16 protein-coding genes are annotated in these 19,511 nt (G+C 74.3%); 5 read left to right on the forward strand and 11 right to left on the reverse strand.

The window, feature by feature from the left end:
* Window positions 1–29: 29 nt before the first annotated feature.
* The 3 genes from CK505_RS06300 to CK505_RS06310 are packed head-to-tail and all read left to right on the forward strand — an operon-like array spanning window position 30 to window position 3,552.
* Entirely contained in the window at window positions 30–1,301 is a 1,272-nt protein-coding gene (locus CK505_RS06300; protein WP_141246787.1) for a class I SAM-dependent methyltransferase, read from the forward strand.
* A 50-nt stretch (window positions 1,302–1,351) separates the two neighbouring features.
* Window positions 1,352–2,497 (forward strand): glutamate--cysteine ligase, encoded by a 1,146-nt coding sequence (locus CK505_RS06305; RefSeq protein WP_035924797.1) that lies wholly within the window; start codon window positions 1,352–1,354, stop codon window positions 2,495–2,497.
* Between the two features lie 59 nt (window positions 2,498–2,556).
* Window positions 2,557–3,552, forward strand: coding sequence for a 2-hydroxyacid dehydrogenase (locus CK505_RS06310; RefSeq protein WP_095650568.1), 996 nt, complete (start codon window positions 2,557–2,559; stop codon window positions 3,550–3,552).
* Between the two features lie 15 nt (window positions 3,553–3,567).
* On the opposite strand, the gene tsaD is transcribed toward CK505_RS06310, so the two are convergent.
* Genes tsaD through alr form a run of 5 tightly spaced genes read right to left on the reverse strand, consistent with a single transcriptional unit; the run spans window position 3,568 to window position 7,669 of the window.
* On the reverse strand, window positions 3,568–4,665 hold the full coding sequence (gene tsaD / locus CK505_RS06315; RefSeq protein WP_095650569.1) for a tRNA (adenosine(37)-N6)-threonylcarbamoyltransferase complex transferase subunit TsaD: 1,098 nt from the start codon (window positions 4,663–4,665) through the stop codon (window positions 3,568–3,570).
* A complete protein-coding gene (gene rimI / locus CK505_RS06320; protein WP_095650602.1) occupies window positions 4,662–5,141 on the reverse strand; it encodes a ribosomal protein S18-alanine N-acetyltransferase in 480 nt (159 codons plus the stop codon). The genes tsaD and rimI overlap by 4 nt, the downstream gene beginning before the upstream one ends.
* Window positions 5,142–5,173: 32 nt before the next feature.
* Window positions 5,174–5,851 carry a tRNA (adenosine(37)-N6)-threonylcarbamoyltransferase complex dimerization subunit type 1 TsaB gene (gene tsaB / locus CK505_RS06325; RefSeq protein WP_095650570.1) on the reverse strand — a complete coding sequence of 226 codons (678 nt, stop codon included), beginning with the start codon at window positions 5,849–5,851 and terminating at the stop codon, window positions 5,174–5,176.
* Between the two features lie 40 nt (window positions 5,852–5,891).
* A complete protein-coding gene (gene tsaE / locus CK505_RS06330) occupies window positions 5,892–6,431 on the reverse strand; it encodes a tRNA (adenosine(37)-N6)-threonylcarbamoyltransferase complex ATPase subunit type 1 TsaE (protein ID WP_095650571.1) in 540 nt (179 codons plus the stop codon).
* Window positions 6,428–7,669, reverse strand: coding sequence for an alanine racemase (gene alr, locus CK505_RS06335; protein ID WP_255250900.1), 1,242 nt, complete (start codon window positions 7,667–7,669; stop codon window positions 6,428–6,430). The genes tsaE and alr overlap by 4 nt, the downstream gene beginning before the upstream one ends.
* A gap of 70 nt (window positions 7,670–7,739) precedes the next feature.
* Here alr and CK505_RS06340 point away from each other — a divergent pair, with 70 nt between their 5' ends.
* Both CK505_RS06340 and CK505_RS06345 read left to right on the forward strand, forming a co-directional pair.
* The gene (locus tag CK505_RS06340; RefSeq protein ID WP_249033743.1) at window positions 7,740–9,032 is read left to right on the forward strand and encodes a glycosyltransferase; all 1,293 of its coding nucleotides are present in this window, start codon (window positions 7,740–7,742) and stop codon (window positions 9,030–9,032) included.
* On the forward strand, window positions 9,029–9,817 hold the full coding sequence (locus CK505_RS06345; RefSeq protein ID WP_095650574.1) for a phosphatase: 789 nt from the start codon (window positions 9,029–9,031) through the stop codon (window positions 9,815–9,817). The genes CK505_RS06340 and CK505_RS06345 overlap by 4 nt, the downstream gene beginning before the upstream one ends.
* Before the next feature lie 67 nt (window positions 9,818–9,884).
* On the opposite strand, the gene CK505_RS06350 is transcribed toward CK505_RS06345, so the two are convergent.
* The 6 genes from CK505_RS06350 to glgX form a co-directional block, all read right to left on the reverse strand.
* Complete coding sequence (locus CK505_RS06350) at window positions 9,885–10,970, reverse strand: inositol-3-phosphate synthase (protein ID WP_095650575.1); 1,086 nt, start codon at window positions 10,968–10,970, stop codon at window positions 9,885–9,887.
* A gap of 116 nt (window positions 10,971–11,086) precedes the next feature.
* On the reverse strand, window positions 11,087–11,764 hold the full coding sequence (locus tag CK505_RS06355; RefSeq protein ID WP_095650576.1) for a LysE family translocator: 678 nt from the start codon (window positions 11,762–11,764) through the stop codon (window positions 11,087–11,089).
* Window positions 11,765–11,783: 19 nt separating this feature from the next.
* Window positions 11,784–12,809: an aldo/keto reductase gene (locus tag CK505_RS06360; protein WP_051063761.1), complete on the reverse strand. Its 1,026-nt coding sequence runs from the start codon at window positions 12,807–12,809 to the stop codon at window positions 11,784–11,786.
* Window positions 12,810–12,916: 107 nt separating this feature from the next.
* Window positions 12,917–14,791 (reverse strand): malto-oligosyltrehalose trehalohydrolase, encoded by a 1,875-nt coding sequence (gene treZ, locus CK505_RS06365; protein WP_095650577.1) that lies wholly within the window; start codon window positions 14,789–14,791, stop codon window positions 12,917–12,919.
* 5 nt (window positions 14,792–14,796) lie between these two features.
* The gene (treY, locus tag CK505_RS06370; RefSeq protein WP_095650578.1) at window positions 14,797–17,154 is read right to left on the reverse strand and encodes a malto-oligosyltrehalose synthase; all 2,358 of its coding nucleotides are present in this window, start codon (window positions 17,152–17,154) and stop codon (window positions 14,797–14,799) included.
* An 84-nt stretch (window positions 17,155–17,238) separates the two neighbouring features.
* Window positions 17,239–19,425: a glycogen debranching protein GlgX gene (gene glgX / locus CK505_RS06375; RefSeq protein ID WP_017833337.1), complete on the reverse strand. Its 2,187-nt coding sequence runs from the start codon at window positions 19,423–19,425 to the stop codon at window positions 17,239–17,241.
* Window positions 19,426–19,511: the final 86 nt, after the last annotated feature.

A 19,511-nucleotide genomic window follows, 5' to 3' on the forward strand; every position in this document is an offset into this window, starting at 1 on the left:
GGACGGGCGGGGGCGGATAGGGTGGACCGATGCAGAACGAGGCGACCGACATCGCACCCCTGCTCACCGCCGAGGGGAGTCGCCTGCTGGAGGCCGTGGGCCCCTACGACGCCGACGACGCCCTGGGGGCCGCGACCCGCCTGCGCGCCGCGGGGCACGATCCCCGGCTCGTCTCCGCGGTGCTCACCCAGGCCCGGCTCCGCGCCAGGGCGCGGGAGAAGTTCGGCGACTTCGCCGACCGCATGCTCTTCACCCGGGCCGGCCTCGAGCAGGCCACCCGGCTGCGGGTGGCCGCCCTGCACGCCCGGCGCTTCGCCGACGCGGACCTGGTGCACGTGGCCGACCTCGGCTGCGGCATCGGCGCGGACGCGCTCGCGCTGGCCTCCCTGGACCGCCGGGTCACCGCCGTGGAGCTCGACGAGACCACGGCCGCGGTGGCCACGCTCAACCTCCTCCCCTTCCCCGAGGCCACGGTGCTGCAGGCCGACGTCGAGCAGCTGGACCTCACTACCCTGCCCGGCGGACCGCCGGACGGGGTGTGGCTGGACCCGGCCCGGCGCACCACGTCGTCGTCGGGCACCCGCCGGATCTTCGACCCCGAGGCGTTCTCCCCGCCCCTGTCCTTCGTCGAGGCGCTGGCCGGGCGCGGCCTGCCCGTCGGGGTGAAGCTGGGGCCGGGCATCCCGCACGAGGCGATCCCCGCCGGGTGCGAGGCGCAGTGGGTCTCCGACCGGGGCGACGTGGTCGAGGCCGTGCTGTGGTTCAACGCGGTGGCCCGCCCCGGCGTGCGGCGGGCGGCGCTCGTGCTCTCCGAGCACGGGTCCGCGGAGCTCGCCAGCCCCGAGGACCACGACCCCGCCCACGCCGACGCCGTGGTCGGCCCCGTGGGCGCGTACCTCTACGAACCGGACGGCGCGGTGATCCGGGCGGGGCTCGTCACGGACCTCGCCCGGCAGCTGGGCGCGCGGCTGATCCACCCCCGGATCGCCTACCTCACCTCCGACGAGCTCGTGCGCACCCCGCTGGCCCGGGCGTACCGCGTCCGGGAGGTGCTGCCGCACACCGTCAAGGTGCTCAAGCGGTGGGTCCGGGAGCACGAGGTCGGCACGCTCGAGATCAAGAAGCGCGGCACGGACGTCACCCCGGAGGAGCTGCGCCGCCGGCTCGCGCCGAAGGGCCCCGGACGGGCCACGCTCGTGGTCACCCGGACGGCCCCGGGCCCCGGCCCGGGAGGCCCGGGGCGGGGCGGCGCGGGCCCCGCGGAGCAGCGCGTCGTGATCGTCGTGGAAACCGTAGACTGATGGCTCCGCGGGCCGACCGGCCCGCCCCCAGAGCACGGAGGACCTGCCGCGTGGAGATCTCGTTCGCCCGCTCCCACCAGTCGACGCTGGGCGTCGAGTGGGAGATCGCCCTCGTGGACGGCACCACCGGGGATCTCGTCCCCCGGGGCCGGGAGACGTTCGAGGCCGTCCTGGACGCCCACCCCGCCTGGGGCACGGACGGCGACCACCCGCACCTGACCGGGGAGTTCCTGCTCAACACCGTCGAGCTGGTCACCGGGGTGTGCCGGGACGTCGCCCACTCCACCGAGCAGCTGTCCACCATGCTGGACGAGATCCGCAAGGTCACCGACCCGCAGGGCCTCGAGGTCTTCGCCGCCGGCACCCACCCGTTCGCCCGCTGGCAGGACCAGCAGGTCACCGACAAGCAGCGCTACCACAAGCTCGTGGACCGCACCCAGTACTGGGGCCGGCAGATGGTCATCTACGGGGTGCACGTGCACGTGGGCCTCGACTCCCGGGCGAAGGCGCTGCCCGTGCTGGACGGGCTGCTGACCTACTACCCGCACCTGCTGGCGCTGTCCGCGAACTCGCCCTTCTGGGCGGGCGAGGACACCGGCTACGCGTCCCAGCGCTCCATGATCTTCCAGCAGCTGTCCACGGCGGGGCTGCCGTACCACTTCCCGTCCTGGGACGCCTACGAGCAGTGCATCACGGACATGATCGCCACCGGCATCATCGAGGAGATGAGCGAGGCCCGCTGGGACGTGCGCCCCGTGCCCCGGCTGGGCACCGACGAGGTGCGCTTCTGCGACGGGCTCTCGACCCTGTGGGAGGTCGGGGCGCTCACGGCGCTCACCCAGTGCCTCGCGGAGTCCATCTCCCGGGACGTGGAGGCGGGCCGGCCCCCCGCCCGCCTGAAGCCGTGGCACATCCAGGAGAACAAGTGGCGCGCCGCCCGCTACGGCCTCGACGCCGAGGTCATCACCGACCCGCGCAACGTCGAGCGGGACCTGCGCACGGACCTGACCGCGCTGCTCGACCGGCTGGAGCCCGTGGCCGCGCAGCTGGGCTGCTCCCGGGAGCTCGCCGACGTGGAGCGGATCCTGGAGCAGGGCGCCGGCTACCAGCGCCAGCGCGCGGTCGCCCGGGCCCACGACGGGGACCTGCACGCCGTCGCCCTCGACATCGTCCGCCGCACCCGGGAGAACGACTGACCCGCCCGCCCGGCACGCCCCGCTGGACGCGGGGACCTGTTCGTCCCTAGGTTGCAGGCATGACGAACACGACCGGCACCGGCCCGGACCCCTCCGCCCGCCACGCCCCGCAGGACCACGGGGTGCTGCAGCTCGGCGCCCTGCACCCCCTGCTGGAGGAGGCGCTGGCCGCCGAGTTCTCCGCCCTGCGCCTGCCCGAGGACCCCGCCGAGCAGGACCGCTTCCTCGAGCGGCACGCCGGCGACGTCAGGGTGGCGGTCGGCTCCGGGCGCACCGGCGTGGGCGCGGACCTGATGCGGCGGCTGCCCCGGCTCGAGGCCGTCGTCCACTTCGGCGTGGGCTACGACGGCACGGACGCCGCCGGGGCCGCCGCGCGCGGCATCGTGATGAGCAACACCCCCGACGTCCTGACCGACGCCGTGGCGGACACCGCGCTGGCCCTCTACCTGGACGTGCTGCGCCGCTTCTCCGCGGCGGACCGCTACGTCCGGCGCGGGCAGTGGGAGAGCACGGGGAACTTCCCGCTGGGCCGGCACGCCTCCGGACGACGGGTGGGCGTGCTGGGCCTCGGCAGGATCGGCCGGGCGGTCGCCGTCCGGCTGGAGGCGCTGGGCTGCGAGATCCACTACCACAACCGGCGCCCGGCCACCGGCAGCGGGTACGCCTACCACGGGTCCGCGGCGGAGCTGGCGGCCGCCGTCGACGTGCTCGTGGTCGCCGTCCCCGGCGGCCCGGACTCCGCCGGGACGGTCGGCGCGGAGGTGCTGGACGCCCTCGGCCCGGACGGGTTCCTCGTCAACGTCGCCCGCGGCTCGGTCGTCGACGAGCGGGCCCTGGTGGCGGCGCTGCAGGAGGGCCGGCTCGGCGGGGCCGGCCTGGACGTCTTCGCCGACGAGCCCCGGGTGCCGGCCGCCCTGCGCGAGCTCGACACGGTGGTGCTCCTGCCGCACGTGGGCAGCGCGACCGTGGAGACCCGGCGGGAGATGGCCGAGCTCACCCTGCGCAACCTCCGCAGCTGGCTGGCCGACGGCACCCTGGTCACCCCCGTGCCGTGAGCGGCCCCGGCCGGCTCAGACGGAGACGGTGGTGACCGGCAGCGACGAGTCGGCAGCGAAGTCCAGCCCGGAGGGCGCACGGCCCTCGGCCACGACCCGGGCGGCCAGCGCGGCGACCATCGCCCCGTTGTCCGTGCACAGCGGCAGCCGGGGGATCACCAGCTCGATCCCGTGCGCGGCGCAGCGCTCGGCGGTGAGCTCGCGCAGCCGGGAGTTCGCGGCCACTCCCCCGCCGAGCAGCAGCGTCCCGAGCCCCTGCTCCGTGCACGCGAGCACGGCCTTGCGGGTGACCACGTCGGCCACCGACTCCTGGAAGGACGCCGCGACGTCGGCGACCGGCACCGGCTCGCCCCGCGCCTCGTAGCCCTCGACGACCCGGGCCACGGCGGTCTTGAGCCCGGAGAAGGAGAAGTCGTAGCGGTGCGGGCCGGGCCGCTCGGCGGAGCCCACGTACTTGCCCGCGCTCAGCCCGCGGGGCAGGCGGAAGGCGGTGGGGTCCCCGTCCCGGGCGGCGGCGTCGATGGCCGGGCCGCCGGGGTAGTCGAGGCCCAGGACGCGGGCCACCTTGTCGTAGGCCTCACCGGCCGCATCGTCGATCGTGGCCCCGAGCAGGCGCACGTCCCGGGAGAGGTCCTCGACGGCGAGGATCTCGGTGTGCCCCCCGGAGACCAGCAGCGCCCCGAGGCCGGGCGGCAGCCCGTCGTCGAAGTCGCCCTGGAAGCCCTCGACCCCGGAGTCCTCGAGCAGGCCCACGCTGACGTGCGCCACGAGGTGGTTGATCGCGTAGAGGGGCTTGCCCGTGGCCACGGCGAGGGCCTTCGCGGCGGCCGTGCCCACCATCAGGGCCCCGGCCAGGCCGGGCCCGGAGGTCACCGCGAGCGCGTCGAGGTCCGCCAGGCCCACGCCCGCCCGGTCCAGGGCCTCGCGCAGGGCGGGGACGATCGCGTCGAGGTGGGCGCGGGAGGCGATCTCGGGGATCACGCCGCCGAAGCGCACGTGCTCGTCCATCGAGGAGGACACCACGTTGGCGAGCAGGGAGCGTCCCCGGACGATGCCCACGCCGGTCTCGTCGCACGAGGACTCGATGCCCAGCACGAGGGGTCCGTCGGTCATGGGGTCTCCTCCGTCGGGGCGGCCGGGGTGTCGGTGGCGGCCGGGGTGTCGGTTCCGGTGAGGTCGAGGCGCATGATCAGCGCGTCGGCGCCGTCCCGGTAGTAGCGGGGGCGGGTGTGGATCTGCTCGTAGCCGAAGCGGCGGTAGAGCTGCTGGGCGCGCGGGTTGTCGGCGCGGACCTCGAGCAGCACCTCGGTGGCCCCGAGCTCCCGGGCCTGCGCGTGCAGGGTGCGCAGCAGGGCGGAGCCGATCCCGCGTCCCTCGTGCTCGGGGACCACCGCGATGGTCTGCACGTCGCCCACGGGACGGAGGCACATGAGCCCCGCGTAGCCGACGATCACGCCGTCCTGCTCGGCGACCCAGTACCAGCACACGGGCTGGGCGAGCTCGGCGAAGAACATCTCGAGCGGCCAGGCGTCGACCGGGAAGAGCCGCCGCTCGAGCGCGTGCACCGCCGCGACGTCCGCGGGGTCCATCCGGCGCAGCGTCCAGGAGCCGGGGGCGGGGCTCACGCGCCCGCCCGCTTCCGGGGGCCGGGGACCTTCGCGTCGGACTCGCGCAGGTACAGCGGGGTCGTGTCCCGGGACAGCGCCTCCCCGCGGGCCGTGCGGCGCGCGGCGGCGAGGCCCAGGGACGACGCCGTGGGCTGCGCCGCGGCGAACTCCGGCACGGGCCGGGCCAGCCGGTCCGCGTAGATCCCCGCCCCGCGGCCGTAGGCGGGCAGCTCCGGGAGCTGCTCGGCGGCGGCCACGCCCGGGCCCCCGGTACGCCGCGGGCCGTCCTCGGTCGCGGCGAACCGGGCCCAGTAGACCTCCCGGCGCCGGGCGTCGGTGAGCACGAGGAACTCCTCGTGACCGGCCGCCCGGGCGGGCCCGGCCGCGTCCTGGGCGAGGGCCTCGAGGCTCATGAGACCGTGCAGCGGCACGTCCCACGCGAAGGCGAGCGCCCGCGCCGTCGCGATCCCCGCGCGCAGGCCGGTGAAGGGCCCGGGGCCGGTGCCGACGAGGACCCCGTCGAGGTCGGCGCCGGTGACGCCGCGGCCGGCCAGCAGGTCGCGGACCGCGGGGGCCAGGACCTCGGCGTGGGAGCGGGTGTCCGGGCTCGCGTAGGAGCCGAGGACCTCGCCCGCACCGGTGACGAGGGCGGCGGAGGCGACGGCGGAGGAGTCCAGGCACAGGAGGAGCACCCGACCAGTGTAGTGCCCGCCCCCGGGGGCGCCTCCCGGCTCAGTCGAGCCGCGGGGGCCCGTCCGCCCAGCGCGGGCCGATCCCCGTGAGGGTGATGCGGCGGGGCTCGTCGTCCTCGTCCGGGTCCTCGTCCCCGGCCGCGCCGGGGACGAGGGGGTCGGCGCCCACGGCGCGCTCCAGCACGATCTCGAGGCGGGAGTCGGCCAGGTGCTCGACCTTCCCGGCCCCCCACTCGACCACGGTGACGGCGGTGTCGGCCGTGTCCTCCAGGTCGATGTCGTCGACCTCCGCCGCGGAGCCCAGCCGGTAGGCGTCGACGTGCACCAGGTCCGGGCCGCCGGGCCGGGGACCGTCCGGGACGTTGGGGTGCCGGCGGACCAGCACGAACGTGGGCGAGATGATCCCCGCGCGCACCCCCAGGCCCCGGCCCAGCCCCTGGGTGAACGTGGTCTTGCCCGCGCCGAGCTCGCCGGTGAGGACCAGCAGGTCCCCGGCGCGCAGCTGGGCGCCCAGCCGCTCGGCCAGGGCCTGGGTGCGCCCGGGCCCGTCCACGGTCACGGTCCGGGTCCACTCGCTCATGCCTGCTCCTCCGCCGCGCCCGCCGGGTCCTCCGCGGCGTGCAGGTGCACCCGGGGCACGCGGGGCGAGACGCGGGTGACGATCTCGTAGTTGATGGTGCCGGCGGCGTCCGCCCAGGCGCTCGCCGAGGGGTTCTCCCCCGCCCCGAACAGCACGGCCTCCGCCCCGAGCAGCCCGTGCTCGGGGGCGGAGCGTCCCGGCGCGCCGAGGTCGACCACGATCTGGTCCATCGCGACCCGGCCGACCTCCGGGTAGGTGCGGCCCTGGATCCGCACGGGGCCGCCGGTGCCGGAGCGCGGGACGCCGTCCGCGTAGCCGAGCGGGACGAGCGCCAGGGTGGTGGGGCGGTCCGTGACGTAGCCCAGCCCGTAGGAGACGCCCTGGCCCGCCGGCACCTCCTTGACCGCGCTGACCGTGCTCCGCAGGGTCATGGCGGGCACGAGACCGAGCTGCTCCGGGGTGCGGTCCGCGAACGGGGAGAGCCCGTAGAGGGACACCCCCACCCGGACCATGTCCAGGAGCATGTCCCCGGGGCGCTCGAGCCCGGCGGCGGAGAGGAGACCGGGCGAGTTCGCCGCGTGCCGCAGCCCGGGCCGGAGCCCGGCGGCCCGCGCCGTGGCCACGGCCGCGCGGAAGCGCTCGAGCTGCTCCCGGGTCTCGGGCCGGGACGGCTCGTCGGCGACGGCGAGGTGGGTGAAGACGCCGACCACCCGCACGAGCCCCTCGGTCTCGGCCTGCGCGGCGGCCCGCACGAGCTCGGGCCAGAGGGCCTCCGGCGCGCCGTTGCGGCCCAGGCCGGTGTCGATCTTGAGGTGGATCCGGGCGGTGGTCCCGAGCGCGCGGGCGGCCGCGGTGATCGGGGCGAGCTCCCAGCCGCTGACGCCCAGCTCGACGTCGGCGGCGAGCGCCGCCCGGAAGTCGGTGTCGACGGTGTGCAGCCACGCGAGCACGGGCGCCCCGATCCCCGCGGCGCGCAGGGCGAGGGCCTCGCCGACGTGGGCGACGCCCAGGGCGTGGGCGCCGGCCTCGAGGGCCGCCCGGGCCACGGGCACCGCACCGTGGCCGTAGGCGTCGGCCTTGACCACGGCCATGAGCCGGGCGGGGGCGGCGAGGTCACGGAGCCGGCGCACGTTGGCGCGGACGGCGGCGAGGTCGACCACGGCGCTGCGCTCGCACCGGGGCGGAGGGGGGAGGGCGGATCCGGACGGGGCGGCCGGGACGGGGTCTGGACGGTTCACGGCTCCCATTGTGGCACCGCCGCCCCCGGGCCCGGACCGGGGCCCCGGGCCCGGCGGCTAGAGTTGAGCCGTGTCCGCCGCGCCCCGCCACGTCCTGCTGATCAGCCTGCACACCTGTCCCCTCGAGCAACCGGGGTCGGGGGATGCGGGCGGGATGAACGTCTACGTGCGCCACCTCGCCGAGGCCCTCGTGGACGCCGGCCACACCGTGGACATGGCCACCCTCGACCGGGGCCGCGGCGCCCCGGCCGTCGCCGGCGTGCGGCGCACCCGCATCCGCGAGGGGCTGCGGCTGCTCACCGTCTCGCTGCCGGGTGCCGCCGGGGCGAGCAAGGAGGACCTGCCCGGGTTCACCGCGGCCTTCGCGGAGGTGCTCCGCGCGGAGGCCGACCGGCCCGACGTCGTGCACGCCCACTACTGGCTCTCCGGTGCCGCGGGCCGGGAGCTCGCCGACGGCTGGGGCGTCCCCCTCGTCCTGACCCTGCACACCACGGCGCTCGGGAAGAACCTGCGCGCCCGGACCGGGGAGGGCCTCGAGCCGGCCTCCCGCGCCGAGGCCGAGGCCGGGCTGATCGCCCGGGCCGAGGCCACGGTGGTGAACACCCGGACCGAGGCGCTGCAGATGATCGAGCTCTACGACGCCGACGCGGGGCGCCTGACCGTGATCACCCCCGGAGTCGACCTCTCGGCCTTCTCCCCGGACCCCGCCCCCGGCGAGCCGCGCCGCGCCGACGAGCCGCCCCCCGGCTCACCGGGGCGCCCGCTGCGGATCCTGTTCGCCGGGCGCCTGCAGGCGCTCAAGGGCCCGCACGTCCTCGTCGACGCGCTCGCGCGGATCCGGCGGACCGACCCGGGCCTGCCCGTGGAGCTGGACGTCGTGGGGGTCGGCACCCGGGGCTTCACGGCCGCGCTCCGGGAGCGCGTGCGGGAGCTGGGGCTGGAGGACGTCGTGCGCTTCGGGCCCGCCCTGCCGGCCCCGCAGCTCGCCGCCCGGATGCGCCGGGCCGACGTCGTGGCCGTCCCCTCCTCCTCCGAGACGTTCGGCCTCGTGGCCCTGGAGGCGCAGGCCTGCGGCACGCCGGTGCTCGCCACGGACGTGGACGGGCTGCGCACCGCGGTGCTCGACGGGCTCACCGGCCGGCTCGTGCCCGACCGCGACCCCGGCTCGTGGGCGCGGGCCGTGGTCGAGCTCGCCGGCGACCCGGCCGCCCTGGAGCGCATGGGCCGGGCCGCCGCCCGGCGCGCCGAGGGCCACTCCTGGGACCGCACCGCCCTGGCCACCGCGGAGGTCTACGCCCGGGTCCGCGCCCGGGCGGGGATACGCGACGGTAGCGGCCGGCGCCTGAATACACTCGAACGGTGACGACCTCCCCCCTCTCCCCCGCAGACCTCGCCCGCCACCTCGACGACCACCGCATCACCGGAGCGGTGGCGACCTCCCGGGAGGCGAACCTGCGCAACATCCAGGGCTTCCTCGACGGCGACCAGCACCAGCACATGGGCGTGGTGCGCACCCGGGAGTGGAGCTTCGACGACGTGTTCGCGCTGATGCGCGACCGCGTCGGCATCTCCCCCGACCGGGCCCACGCCGAGGGCCAGGACACGATCTCCGCAGAGCTGGCCGTCGCCGGGCTGGAACGCTACGCGCGGGTCCTCGGCGAGGTGGTCGCCGCCGGCGGGCGCGTGCTCTTCGCCACCGGCCACCCGGCCGGCCTGTTCCCGGTCTACGCGCAGCTGGCCCGGGTGGCCCGCCGCGCCGGGGCGCACGTGGTGCAGGTCCCGGACGGCTTCCCGTTCGAGGACGGCGACGTCCGGCAGATCGAGAGCGTCGTGATGGTCGAGCAGTACGGCGGGCTGCGGCACACCCACTTCCCCGGGCCGATGTCCCTGACCCTGGAGAAGCTGCGCCGGGACGGGCAGAACCCGCCCGACCTCGTGGTCGCCGACCACGGCCTCGCCGGGGCGGCCGGGTCCCGGGGGCTGCGGACCATCGCGGTCGCCGACTGCAACGACCCGGGCGTGTTCGTGGCGGAGGCGCAGGGCCAGGTCGAGGTCGCCGTGCCGCTCGACGACAACCTCCCGCCGCGCGTCTACGAACCGGTCACGGCGTTCGTGCTCCACCGCGCCGGCCTGGCCGACTACCTCTGAGCCCCCGGAGCACGGGACCCCCGCACCGGCAACGGTGCGGGGGTCCCGTGCTCCGAGGGCGGCGGGCTCAGCGCTCGCGGTCGCCGCGGATGAAGGCCTCCAGGTCCGCCCTGGCCACGTCGTCGGGCAGCTGCTCGGCCGGGGACTTCATGAAGTACGCCGACGCGGAGGTGAGCGGGCCCCCGATCCCGCGGTCCGCCCCGATCTTCGCGGCCCGGATCGCGTCGATGATCACCCCGGCCGAGTTCGGGGAGTCCCACACCTCCAGCTTGTACTCCAGGGAGATCGGGGCGTTGCCGAAGCCGTGGCCCTCCAGGCGCACGAAGGCGAACTTGCGGTCCTCCAGCCACGGCACGTGGTCCGAGGGCCCGATGTGCACGTCGCGCGTGCCGAACTCCCGCTGGACGTTGGAGGTCACCGCCTGGGTCTTGGAGATCTTCTTGGACTCCAGCCGGGTGCGCTCGAGCATGTTCATGAAGTCCATGTTCCCGCCCACGTTGAGCTGATACGTCCGGTCCAGCACGTAGCCACGGTCCTCGAACAGCTTCGCCAGCACCCGGTGGGTGATCGTCGCCCCGATCTGGGACTTGATGTCGTCGCCCACGATCGGCACTCCGGCGTCGGTGAACTTCTGTGCCCACTCGTCGGTGGAGGCGATGAACACGGGCAGCGCGTTGACGAAGGCCACCCCGGCGTCGATCGCGGCCTGGGCGTAGAACCGGTCGGCCTGCTCCGAGCCCACGGGCAGGTAGGACACCAGCACGTCCACCTGCGCGTCCTTCAGCGCCTGCACCACGTCCACGGGCTCGGCGGCCGACTCCTGGACCACCTCCCGGTAGTAGGACCCGAGTCCGTCCAGGGTGGGCCCGCGCTGGACGGTGACCCCGGTGTGCGGGACGTCGGCGAAGACCAGGGTGTTGTTCTCCCCGGCGCCGATCGCCTCGGAGAGGTCGTACCCGACCTTGGCGGCGTCGACGTCGAAGGCGGCCACGAACTCGATGTCGGACACGTGGTAGTCGCCGAAGACCACGTGCATCAGCCCCGGCACGGTGGCGGCCGGGTCGGCGTCGGCGTAGAAGTGCACGCCCTGGATCAGTGAGGAGGCGCAGTTGCCGACACCGGCGACGGCCACGCGAATGGGATGGTGGGACACGGGACTCCTTTGTCTGGTCGTCTGGGTCCCGTCCCCGGCGCCCGGCCGGGCAGGACCCAGCGCTCCAGTCTAGTGCCCGCCGCGGGCGGGTTCGGCCCCGGGGCCGGCCGGCGGGCTCACAGCGCACTGAGCAGCAGGCCGAGGGCCAGCACGAGGAACAGCACGCCGGCGGCGAGCTCCACGGCCGCCCCGTGCCGCCGGAAGCCCGCGGCCAGCCGCTCGACCGAGCCGACCCACGCGACGGCGGTGAACCAGGCGAGGCCCACGGCCACGAGCAGCGCGAAGACCAGGGCCGCCTCCCACCACAGCGCGCCCACGGGGACCACGTTGGCGAACAGCGCCACGAAGAAGATGATGGCCTTCGCGTTCGAGAGGTTCGTCACGAGTCCGAGCACGAAGGCCCGGCCGGGGGTGACGGAGCGCCCCGGCGGGGCCTGCGGCTCCCCCGGGACGCTGCCGGGCCCTCCGCCCGCCGCGCTCGGCACCCGGTCCGGCACGGCCCGGGCGGCGAGACCCGCCCGGATCCCGCTCACGCCCAGCCAGCCGAGGAACAGCGCCCCGGCCACCTGGATCAGTCGCTGGAGCGTGTCCGCCTGGCCGATCAGGACGGTCACCCCGGTGAGGGAGAGCGTGATCCACACGAGGTTGCCGGTCATCACCCCCACCGCGGTGAGCACGCCGGCCGCCCGGGAGCCCAGCGACGCGTTGCGCAGGATCACCAGGACGTCCGGGCCGGGGGCGACGATCCCTGCGATCCACAGCCCGAGCAGGGCGAGGTACTGCGAGGCCTCCACGGCTACCGGGCCCCGCCGCTCACGCGGTCTTGGAGTCGCGGGCGCCCGCCCAGATGTTGATGTCGGAGTCCGTGGCCAGCCGGTCGATCGACTCCAGCTCCTCCGGGGTGAAGGAGAGGTGGTGCACGGCGCCCACGCTGTCCTCGAGCTGCTGCGGCGAGGACGCGCCGACGAGCGCGGTGGTGACCTGGCCGTCCGCCTGCTCGCGCAGCACCCACGCGATCGCCATCTGGGCCAGGCTCTGCCCGCGGGCGGCGGCGATCTCGTGCAGACCGCGGACCTTCTCCAGGGTCGTGCCGGTCAGCCACTCCGGGTTCAGGGACTTCTCCGCGGCGGCCCGGGAGCCCTCCGGGACGCCGTCCAGGTACCGGTCCGTGAGCATGCCCTGGGCCAGGGGGGAGAACACGATCGAGCCCATCCCCGTCTCCGTCAGGGCGCCCAGCAGGGAGGTCCCCGACGGTCCGGGAGACTCGATCCACCGGTTGAGCATCGAGTAGGACGGCTGGTGGATCAGCAGCGGCGTGCCCAGCTCCCGCATGATCTGCTGGGCGCGCAGGGTCAGCTCGGCGTTGTAGGAGGAGATCCCCACGTACAGGGCCCGCCCGGAGCGCACGATGTGGTCGAGGGCCCGCATCGTCTCCTCGAGCGGGGTGTCCGGGTCCGGGCGGTGGTGGTAGAAGATGTCCACGTGGTCCAGGCCCATCCGCTGCAGGGACTGGTCCAGGGAGGACACGAGGTACTTCCGGGAGCCGCCGAAGTGGTACGGGCCCGGGCCCATGGTCCAGCCGGCCTTGGAGGAGATCACGAGCTCGTCCCGGTACGGCGCGAGGTCCTGCGCCAGGATCCGCCCGAAGTTCAGCTCCGCGGCGCCGGCCGGCGGGCCGTAGTTGTTGGCGAGGTCGAAGTGGGTCACGCCGAGGTCGAAGGCCCGGCGCAGCGTGGCGCGCTGGGTGGCGAGCGGCTTGTCGTCGCCGAAGTTGTGCCACAGCCCGAGCGAGATCACGGGCAGCTTCAGCCCGGAGTCGCCCACGCGGCGGAAGGGCATGGTCTCGTAGCGGTCGTCGGCCGGGAGGTAGGGGACGTCGGGTCCGTAGGTGCGCACGGGGGCCTTTCGAGGGTCGGGGAGGTCGTTCGGTGGACGGCGGAGAGGGCTCAGTAGCGCACCACGGCGGCGCCGTGGGCGGGCAGCGCGGCGACGCCGCCGCCGCCGGAGCCCGCGGTCAGCGACACGTCGCCGGAGCGGTAGAGCACCTCGGCGTCCGGGCGGCCGGGGAAGGGCACCTGCGCGGGCCCGGCGCCGAAGTTCAGCAGCACCGCGACCCCGTGGTCGGAGCCCGGGGCCGTGGCACGGCGCAGCACGAACCAGCGGGCGTCCTCGTCGAGGTCGGTGCCGATCGTGTCGAAGCGCGGGTCGGTGAGCTCGGGCACGGCGCGGCGCAGGGCGATGAGCTCGCGGTAGGCGCTCAGCACCCGGGCGTGGTCGTCCCGACCGAGCTCGTCCCAGTCGAGCTTCGAGTTCGTGAACGTGCTGGGGTCCTGGGGGTCCGGGACCGTGTCCTCGTCCCAGCCCATGGACGCGAACTCCGCCTTGCGTCCCTTGGCCACGGCCTCCCCGAGCTCGGGCTCGGGGTGGGCGGTGAAGAACTGCCACGGCGTGGACGCGCCCCACTCCTCCCCCATGAACAGCATGGGGGTGAACGGCTGGGTGAGGAGCAGTGCGGCGCCCAGCACGAGCTGGTCCGGCGTGAGGCTCGCGCTGATCCGGTCCCCCGCGGCGCGGTTGCCGATCTGGTCGTGGTTCTGGATGCACGTGACGAACTGCCACGGGCGCACCCGCTGCTTGTCGACCGGCCGCCCGTGGTGGCGGCCGCGGAACACCGACATGGTGCCGTCGTGGTAGAACGCGTCCCGCATCACCTTGTCGAGGGTGCCGAGGGCGGCGAAGTCGGCGTAGTAGCCCTGCGTCTCCCCGGTGAGGGCGACGTGCGCGGCGTGGTGGAAGTCGTCGAGCCACTGCCCGGTCATGCCGAGGCCGTGGGCCGTGGTCGGCGTGATCATCCGGTGGTCGTTGAGGTCGGACTCCGCGACGGTGAACAGGGGCTTGCCGGTCTCCACGCCCACGCGCTCCACGAGCTCGGCGATCTCCTCGAGGATGTGCACGGCCCGGTGGTCCTGCAGGGCGTGCACCGCGTCGAGGCGGAACCCGTCCACGTGGTAGTCGCGCAGCCACATCTCGACGTTGTCGAGGATGTAGTCCCGCACGCCGTCCGAGCCCCAGCCGTCGAGGTTGATGAGGTCGCCCCAGGTGCTGGAGCCGGGCTTGAAGTAGTCGGCGAACAGGGGCAGGTAGTTCCCGGACGGGCCCAGGTGGTTGTAGACGACGTCCTGGATCACGCCGATCCCGCGCTGGTGGCACGCGTCCACGAAGCGCTGGTAGGCCGCGGGCCCGCCGTAGGACTCGTCCACGGTGTACCAGAGGACACCGTCGTAGCCCCAGTTGTGCTCGCCGTTGAAGCCGTTGACGGGCAGCAGCTCCACGAAGTCCACGCCGAGCTCCACGAGGTGGTCGAGCCGCTCGACCGCCGAGTCGAGGGTGCCCTCCGGGGTGAACGTGCCGGGGTGCAGCTCGTAGACGACGGACCCGGCCAGGGTCCGCCCGGTCCACGCGGCGTCCCCCCACCGGTGCGCGGAGGGCTCGAACGTGCAGGAGAGGTCGTGCACGCCCTGCGGCTGGCGGCGGGAGCGCGGGTCCGGCAGGACCTCGGAGACCTGCGAGCGCTCCTGCGCCGTGCCCTCGTCGAAGGTCTTGCCCAGGAGGTAGCCGTAGCGCACGGTGCCCTCGGGGACGTCCGCGCCGTCGGGCAGGGTCCACCAGCCGTCGCGGCGTGCCGCCGTGCCCGCCGGGGAGTCCTCGGGCAGGTCCGCGGCGGGGATCATGTCGTGGTCGTCGCCCTCGATCCGCACGGTCACCGTCCTGGCGTGCGGGGCCCAGACGTCGAAGCGGTTCAGGTGCTCGCGGGTGTTCATGGGGCTCAGGAGTCCTTCCGGCGCAGCAGCGCCACGGGGTAGTCGGCGAGCAGCCGGGACAGCGCCACGGTGCCCGAGTGCGTGCGGCGGGTCAGCAGGTCCTCGAACCCGCCCGCGGGCAGCTCGAGGGTCTCGCCGTCGAAGCCGCCCGCGGCGGCGAGGCCGAGGGGCAGGCGGGTGGCCACGGTCACGGCGCCGCCGCGGTCGAACGCGAACACGTGCCCGGCCAGCGGGCCGGACGCGGTCAGCGGGGTGTAGCCGGTGAACAGCTCGGGGTGGTCCCGGCGCAGCCGCAGGGCGCGGCTGGTGACGAGCAGCTTGGCCGCGCCGTCCGGTCCCACGGCGGGGATCCCGTCGGCGGTGCCGCCCACGGGGGTGTCCAGCCGGGCGAGCCCGGCGGCCCGGGCCCCGAAGTCGACGGGACGGCGGTTGTCCGGGTCCACGAGGGACTCCGCCCACAGCTCGGAGCCCTGGTAGACGTCCGGGACGCCGGGCATCGTGAGCTGGACGAGCTTGGCGGCGAGCCCGTTCGCCCAGCCGGCCGCGGTGACGTGCTCGGCGAAGCCCTCGACGACGGCCCGCATCTGCGGGTCGTGGTGGACGAGCTCGACGAACCGGGTGAGCCGCTGCTCGAACCCGGCGTCCCCGTCGACCCAGGCGGTGGAGTTGCCGGCCTCGCGAGCGGCCTTGAGGGCGTAGTCCAGCACGCGCTCCTGCGAGATGGGCCAGGCGCCCACCACGGCCTGGAGCACGAGGTTCACGAGCGGGCCGTCGCCCACGAGGGCCCCGGCCTGCTCGGCGAGCTTCTTGACGGTGCCGACCACGCCGGCCCACTGCTCCCCCGCCTCGGCGAGCACGGTGATCCGTGCCCGCACCGCCTCGGAGCGCTTGGTGTCGTGCGTGGACAGCGTCGTCATGGCGAGGGGCTCCTCGGCGGCCCGGCGGGCGAGCTCGGCGTGCGCCTCCTCGGGGGTCACGGCGAAGTGCGACGGGTCGCCGCCCACCTCGGTCAGCGAGGTCAGGCGGGGGAAGCGGTAGAACGCGGTGTCCTCGACGCCCTTGGCCATCACCATCCCGGAGGTCTGCTGGAAGCGGCGGGCGAGCTCCCCGAGCCCGGCCTCGTCCGTGGCGTCGACCCCGAGCAGCCCGCCCAGGGTCCCGATCGCGCCGGCGAGGTCCGGGCGCTGCTCCCGGGCGGCGTCGAGGGCAGCCCGCAGGTGCTCGGCGCCCTCGGGCAGGTAGCTGCGGTAGACGGGGAAGTTCGCGAGGATCTCCGCCAGGGCGTCCTCGGCGACGGCCCGGTCCAGGCCGGCGTCCTCGGGCACGAGGCGGGCCAGGCGCCGGACCTCGGCCAGCAGCGCGCCGTCGGCCATGGCGCGCTTGGTGCCGTGGATCATCTCGTCCCAGTGCACGGGCTCTCCGCCCCGCAGCCGGGCGTCCAGGCTGGTGAGCGCGTACTCCCCGGCCGGGTCGGTGAGCAGCCGGTCGATCACGCCGAGGGCGTCGTAGCCGGTGGTGCCCGCGGTGGCCCAGTCGCGGGGCAGCCGCTCGCCGGGCTCGAGGATCTTCTCGACGACGACGTAGGCGCCGCCCGTGAGCTCCTTCAGCTGCTCGAGGTACTGCCGCGGGTCGCGCAGCCCGTCGGGGTGGTCGATGCGCAGGCCGTCGACGAGGCCCTCGTCGATCCACCGCTTGATCTCCGCGTGGGACTCCTCGAAGACCTCCGGGTCCTCGACGCGCACGCCCGCGAGCGTGGCGACGGTGAAGAACCGGCGGTAGTTGAGCTCGGCGTCGCCGCGGCGCCAGTTCACCAGCTCGTAGTGCTGCCGGTCGTGGACGTCCTGCGGGTCGTCGCCCTCCGCCCAGGTGCCCTCGGCCAGCGGGTAGACGTTGTCGTAGTAGCGCAGCGTGCCGTCCTCGACCCGCAGCTGCGCGAGCTCGTCGTCGCCGTCGCCCAGCACGGGGATCAGCACCCGGCCGCCGCCGGACGCCCACTCGACGTCGAAGGCCTTCGCGTACGGCGAGGCCTGGCCCTGCGCGAGCAGCGACCACCACCAGGGGTTCTGCTCCGGGGCGGCGACGCCCTGGTGGTTGGGGACGATGTCCACCAGCACGCCCATGCCGCGGGCGTGGGCGGCGTCGGCGAGCGCCTTGAGCCCGGCGGCGCCGCCCCGGACGGGGTCCACCTCGGCGGGGGACGCGACGTCGTAGCCGTGGTCGGAGCCGTCGACGGCCCGGAGGATCGGCGACAGGTAGACCCAGTCCGCGCCGAGGTCGTGGAGGTAGTCCACGAGCCCCGCGGCGCGGTCGAGCGTCAGGTCGGAGGTGATCTGGAGTCGGTAGGTCGAGATAGGTGTGCGCACCGCACCAGTCTGTCGGCCCGGCCCCGGAAACGCCAGCAGGCTGTCGACCCGTGTCCGGGTCGACAGCCTGCCGGGGCCGTCAGCTCACTGGTCCTGCGGCGTCTTCGCGTACGCGGCCACGGAGGCGGCGACCGACGCGTCGGGCTCCTCCTCGGGGGCCTCGTAGGCGCGCAGCACGACCATGGACTTGCCGTCCAGGGTGATCGAGGTGCGGGCCTTGCGGATCTGGCCGTCGGCGTACTTGCCCGCGGTGTCGATGACCTCCTCCCACTGCCGGCCGTAGCGCACCGGCGGGAGCTTGACCTTCACGGGCTCCGGGTTGGAGTTGAAGTACACGATGAAGTTCACGTCCGTGATGGGCCGCCCGCGCATGTCCACGCCGGCGATGCCGTTGCCGTTGAGCCACATCCCGAAGGAGCGGGACAGGGGCTCGTCCCAGTCGGCGGGCTTCAGCGGCGCGCCGTCCGTGGTCAGCCACGCGATGTCGGGCATCGGGCGGCCGGTGTCGTCCGCGTCCATCTCGACGGGACGGCCGTCGAAGAACTCCGAGCGCCGGAAGGACGGGTGGTCGTGGCGCAGGTGGGTCACGGCGGCGACGAACTCGGTGAGCGGGCCGTCCATGGTGTCCCAGTTGATCCACGACAGCTCGTTGTCCTGGCAGTACGTGTTGTTGTTGCCGTCCTGCGTGCGGCCCAGCTCGTCGCCGTGCAGCACCATGGGCGTGCCCTGGGACAGCAGCAGCGTCGCGAGGTAGTTGCGCTGCTGGCGGGAGCGCAGGGCCAGCACCTCGGGATCGTCGGTGGGGCCCTCCACGCCGCAGTTCCAGGAGCGGTTGTGGGACTCGCCGTCGTTGTTGCCCTCGCCGTTGGCCTCGTTGTGCTTCTCGTTGTAGGAGACCAGGTCCCGCAGCGTGAAGCCGTCGTGGGCGGTGACGAAGTTGATCGAGGCGAACGGCCGGCGGCCGCTGTGCTCGTAGAGGTCCGCCGAGCCGGTGATCCGGGAGGCGAACTCGCCGAGGGTCGCGGGCTCCCCGCGCCAGAAGTCGCGCACGGTGTCCCGGTACTTCCCGTTCCACTCCGTCCACTGGGGCGGGAAGTTGCCCACCTGGTAGCCGCCGGGGCCCACGTCCCACGGCTCGGCGATGAGCTTCACCTGGGACACGACCGGGTCCTGCTGGACGAGCTCGAAGAACGTGGCCAGCTTGTCCACGTCGTAGAACTCGCGGGCCAGGGCGGAGGCGAGGTCGAAGCGGAAGCCGTCCACGTGCATCTCGGTCACCCAGTAGCGCAGGGAGTCCATGATGAGCTGCAGCGAGTGGGGGTGGCGGACGTTGAGGGTGTTGCCGGTGCCCGTGTAGTCCATGTAGAACTTCTGGTCGCCCTCCACCGTCCGGTAGTAGGCCTGGTTGTCGATGCCCTTCATGGACAGCGTGGGGCCCATGTGGTTGCCCTCGGCCGTGTGGTTGTACACCACGTCGAGGATCACCTCGATGTCGGCCTGGTGCAGGGCGCGCACCATGGCCTTGAACTCCTGGACCTGGCCGCCGAGGTCGTTGGTGGAGTGGTACTCGTTGTGCGGGGCGAAGAACCCGATGGTGTTGTAGCCCCAGTAGTTGCGCAGCCCCTGGTCGAGCAGGGTGCTGTCCTGCACGAACTGGTGCACGGGCATGAGCTCGATGGCGGTGACGCCGAGCTTTTTCAGGTGCGCGATCACCGCGGGGTGGGCCACGCCGGCGTAGGTGCCGCGCTGGTCCTCCGGCACCTCGGGGTGCTGCTGGGTGAGGCCCTTGACGTGGGCCTCGTAGATCACGGACTTGTGGTACGGCGTGCGGGGGGTGCGGTCGCCCTCCCAGTTGAAGAACGGGTTGATCACCACGCCCATCATCATGTGGGGGGCGGAGTCCTCGTCGTTGAACGAGTCCTCGTCGCCGAAGTCGTAGGAGAACAGCGCCTGGTCCCAGTCGATCTGGCCGGAGACGGCCTTGGCGTAGGGGTCGAGCAGCAGCTTGGCGGAGTTGAAGCGCTGGCCCTCGGCGGGGTTCCACGGTCCGTGCACGCGGTAGCCGTAGCGCTGCCCGGGCTGGACGGTCGGGAGGTAGCAGTGCCAGACGTAGCTGTCCTGGGCCGCGACGTCGATGCGGGTCTCGGTGCCGAGCTCGTCGAACAAGCACAGCTCGACCTTCTCGGCGCCCTCGCTGAAAAGGGCGAAGTTCGTGCCGGTCCCGTCGAAGGTGGCTCCGAGGGGATAGGGCTGACCTGGCCAGACTTCCATGGGGGATCTCCTGTCGTACCGCCGGGCAGGGGTCACCGTCAGCGGGCTGGGTGTTGGGGCAAGTGGGATCGATCTTAGCCCGGACC

The sequence above is a fragment of the Kocuria sp. WN036 genome, from assembly GCF_002287015.1.
GTDB classification, from domain to species: domain Bacteria; phylum Actinomycetota; class Actinomycetes; order Actinomycetales; family Micrococcaceae; genus Kocuria; species Kocuria rosea.

Coding starts and splice junctions, on each gene's coding strand:
- CK505_RS06310 (WP_095650568.1), top strand. CDS start 2,557: ATGACGAACACGACCGGCACCGGCCCGGACCCCTCCGCCCGCCACGCC.
- tsaD (WP_095650569.1), bottom strand. CDS start 4,665: ATGACCGACGGACCCCTCGTGCTGGGCATCGAGTCCTCGTGCGACGAG.
- treZ (WP_095650577.1), bottom strand. CDS start 14,791: ATGAACACCCGCGAGCACCTGAACCGCTTCGACGTCTGGGCCCCGCAC.
- CK505_RS06300 (WP_141246787.1), top strand. CDS start 30: ATGCAGAACGAGGCGACCGACATCGCACCCCTGCTCACCGCCGAGGGG.
- glgX (WP_017833337.1), bottom strand. CDS start 19,425: ATGGAAGTCTGGCCAGGTCAGCCCTATCCCCTCGGAGCCACCTTCGAC.
- rimI (WP_095650602.1), bottom strand. CDS start 5,141: ATGGACCCCGCGGACGTCGCGGCGGTGCACGCGCTCGAGCGGCGGCTC.
- CK505_RS06360 (WP_051063761.1), bottom strand. CDS start 12,809: ATGCCCTTCCGCCGCGTGGGCGACTCCGGGCTGAAGCTGCCCGTGATC.
- tsaE (WP_095650571.1), bottom strand. CDS start 6,431: ATGAGCGAGTGGACCCGGACCGTGACCGTGGACGGGCCCGGGCGCACC.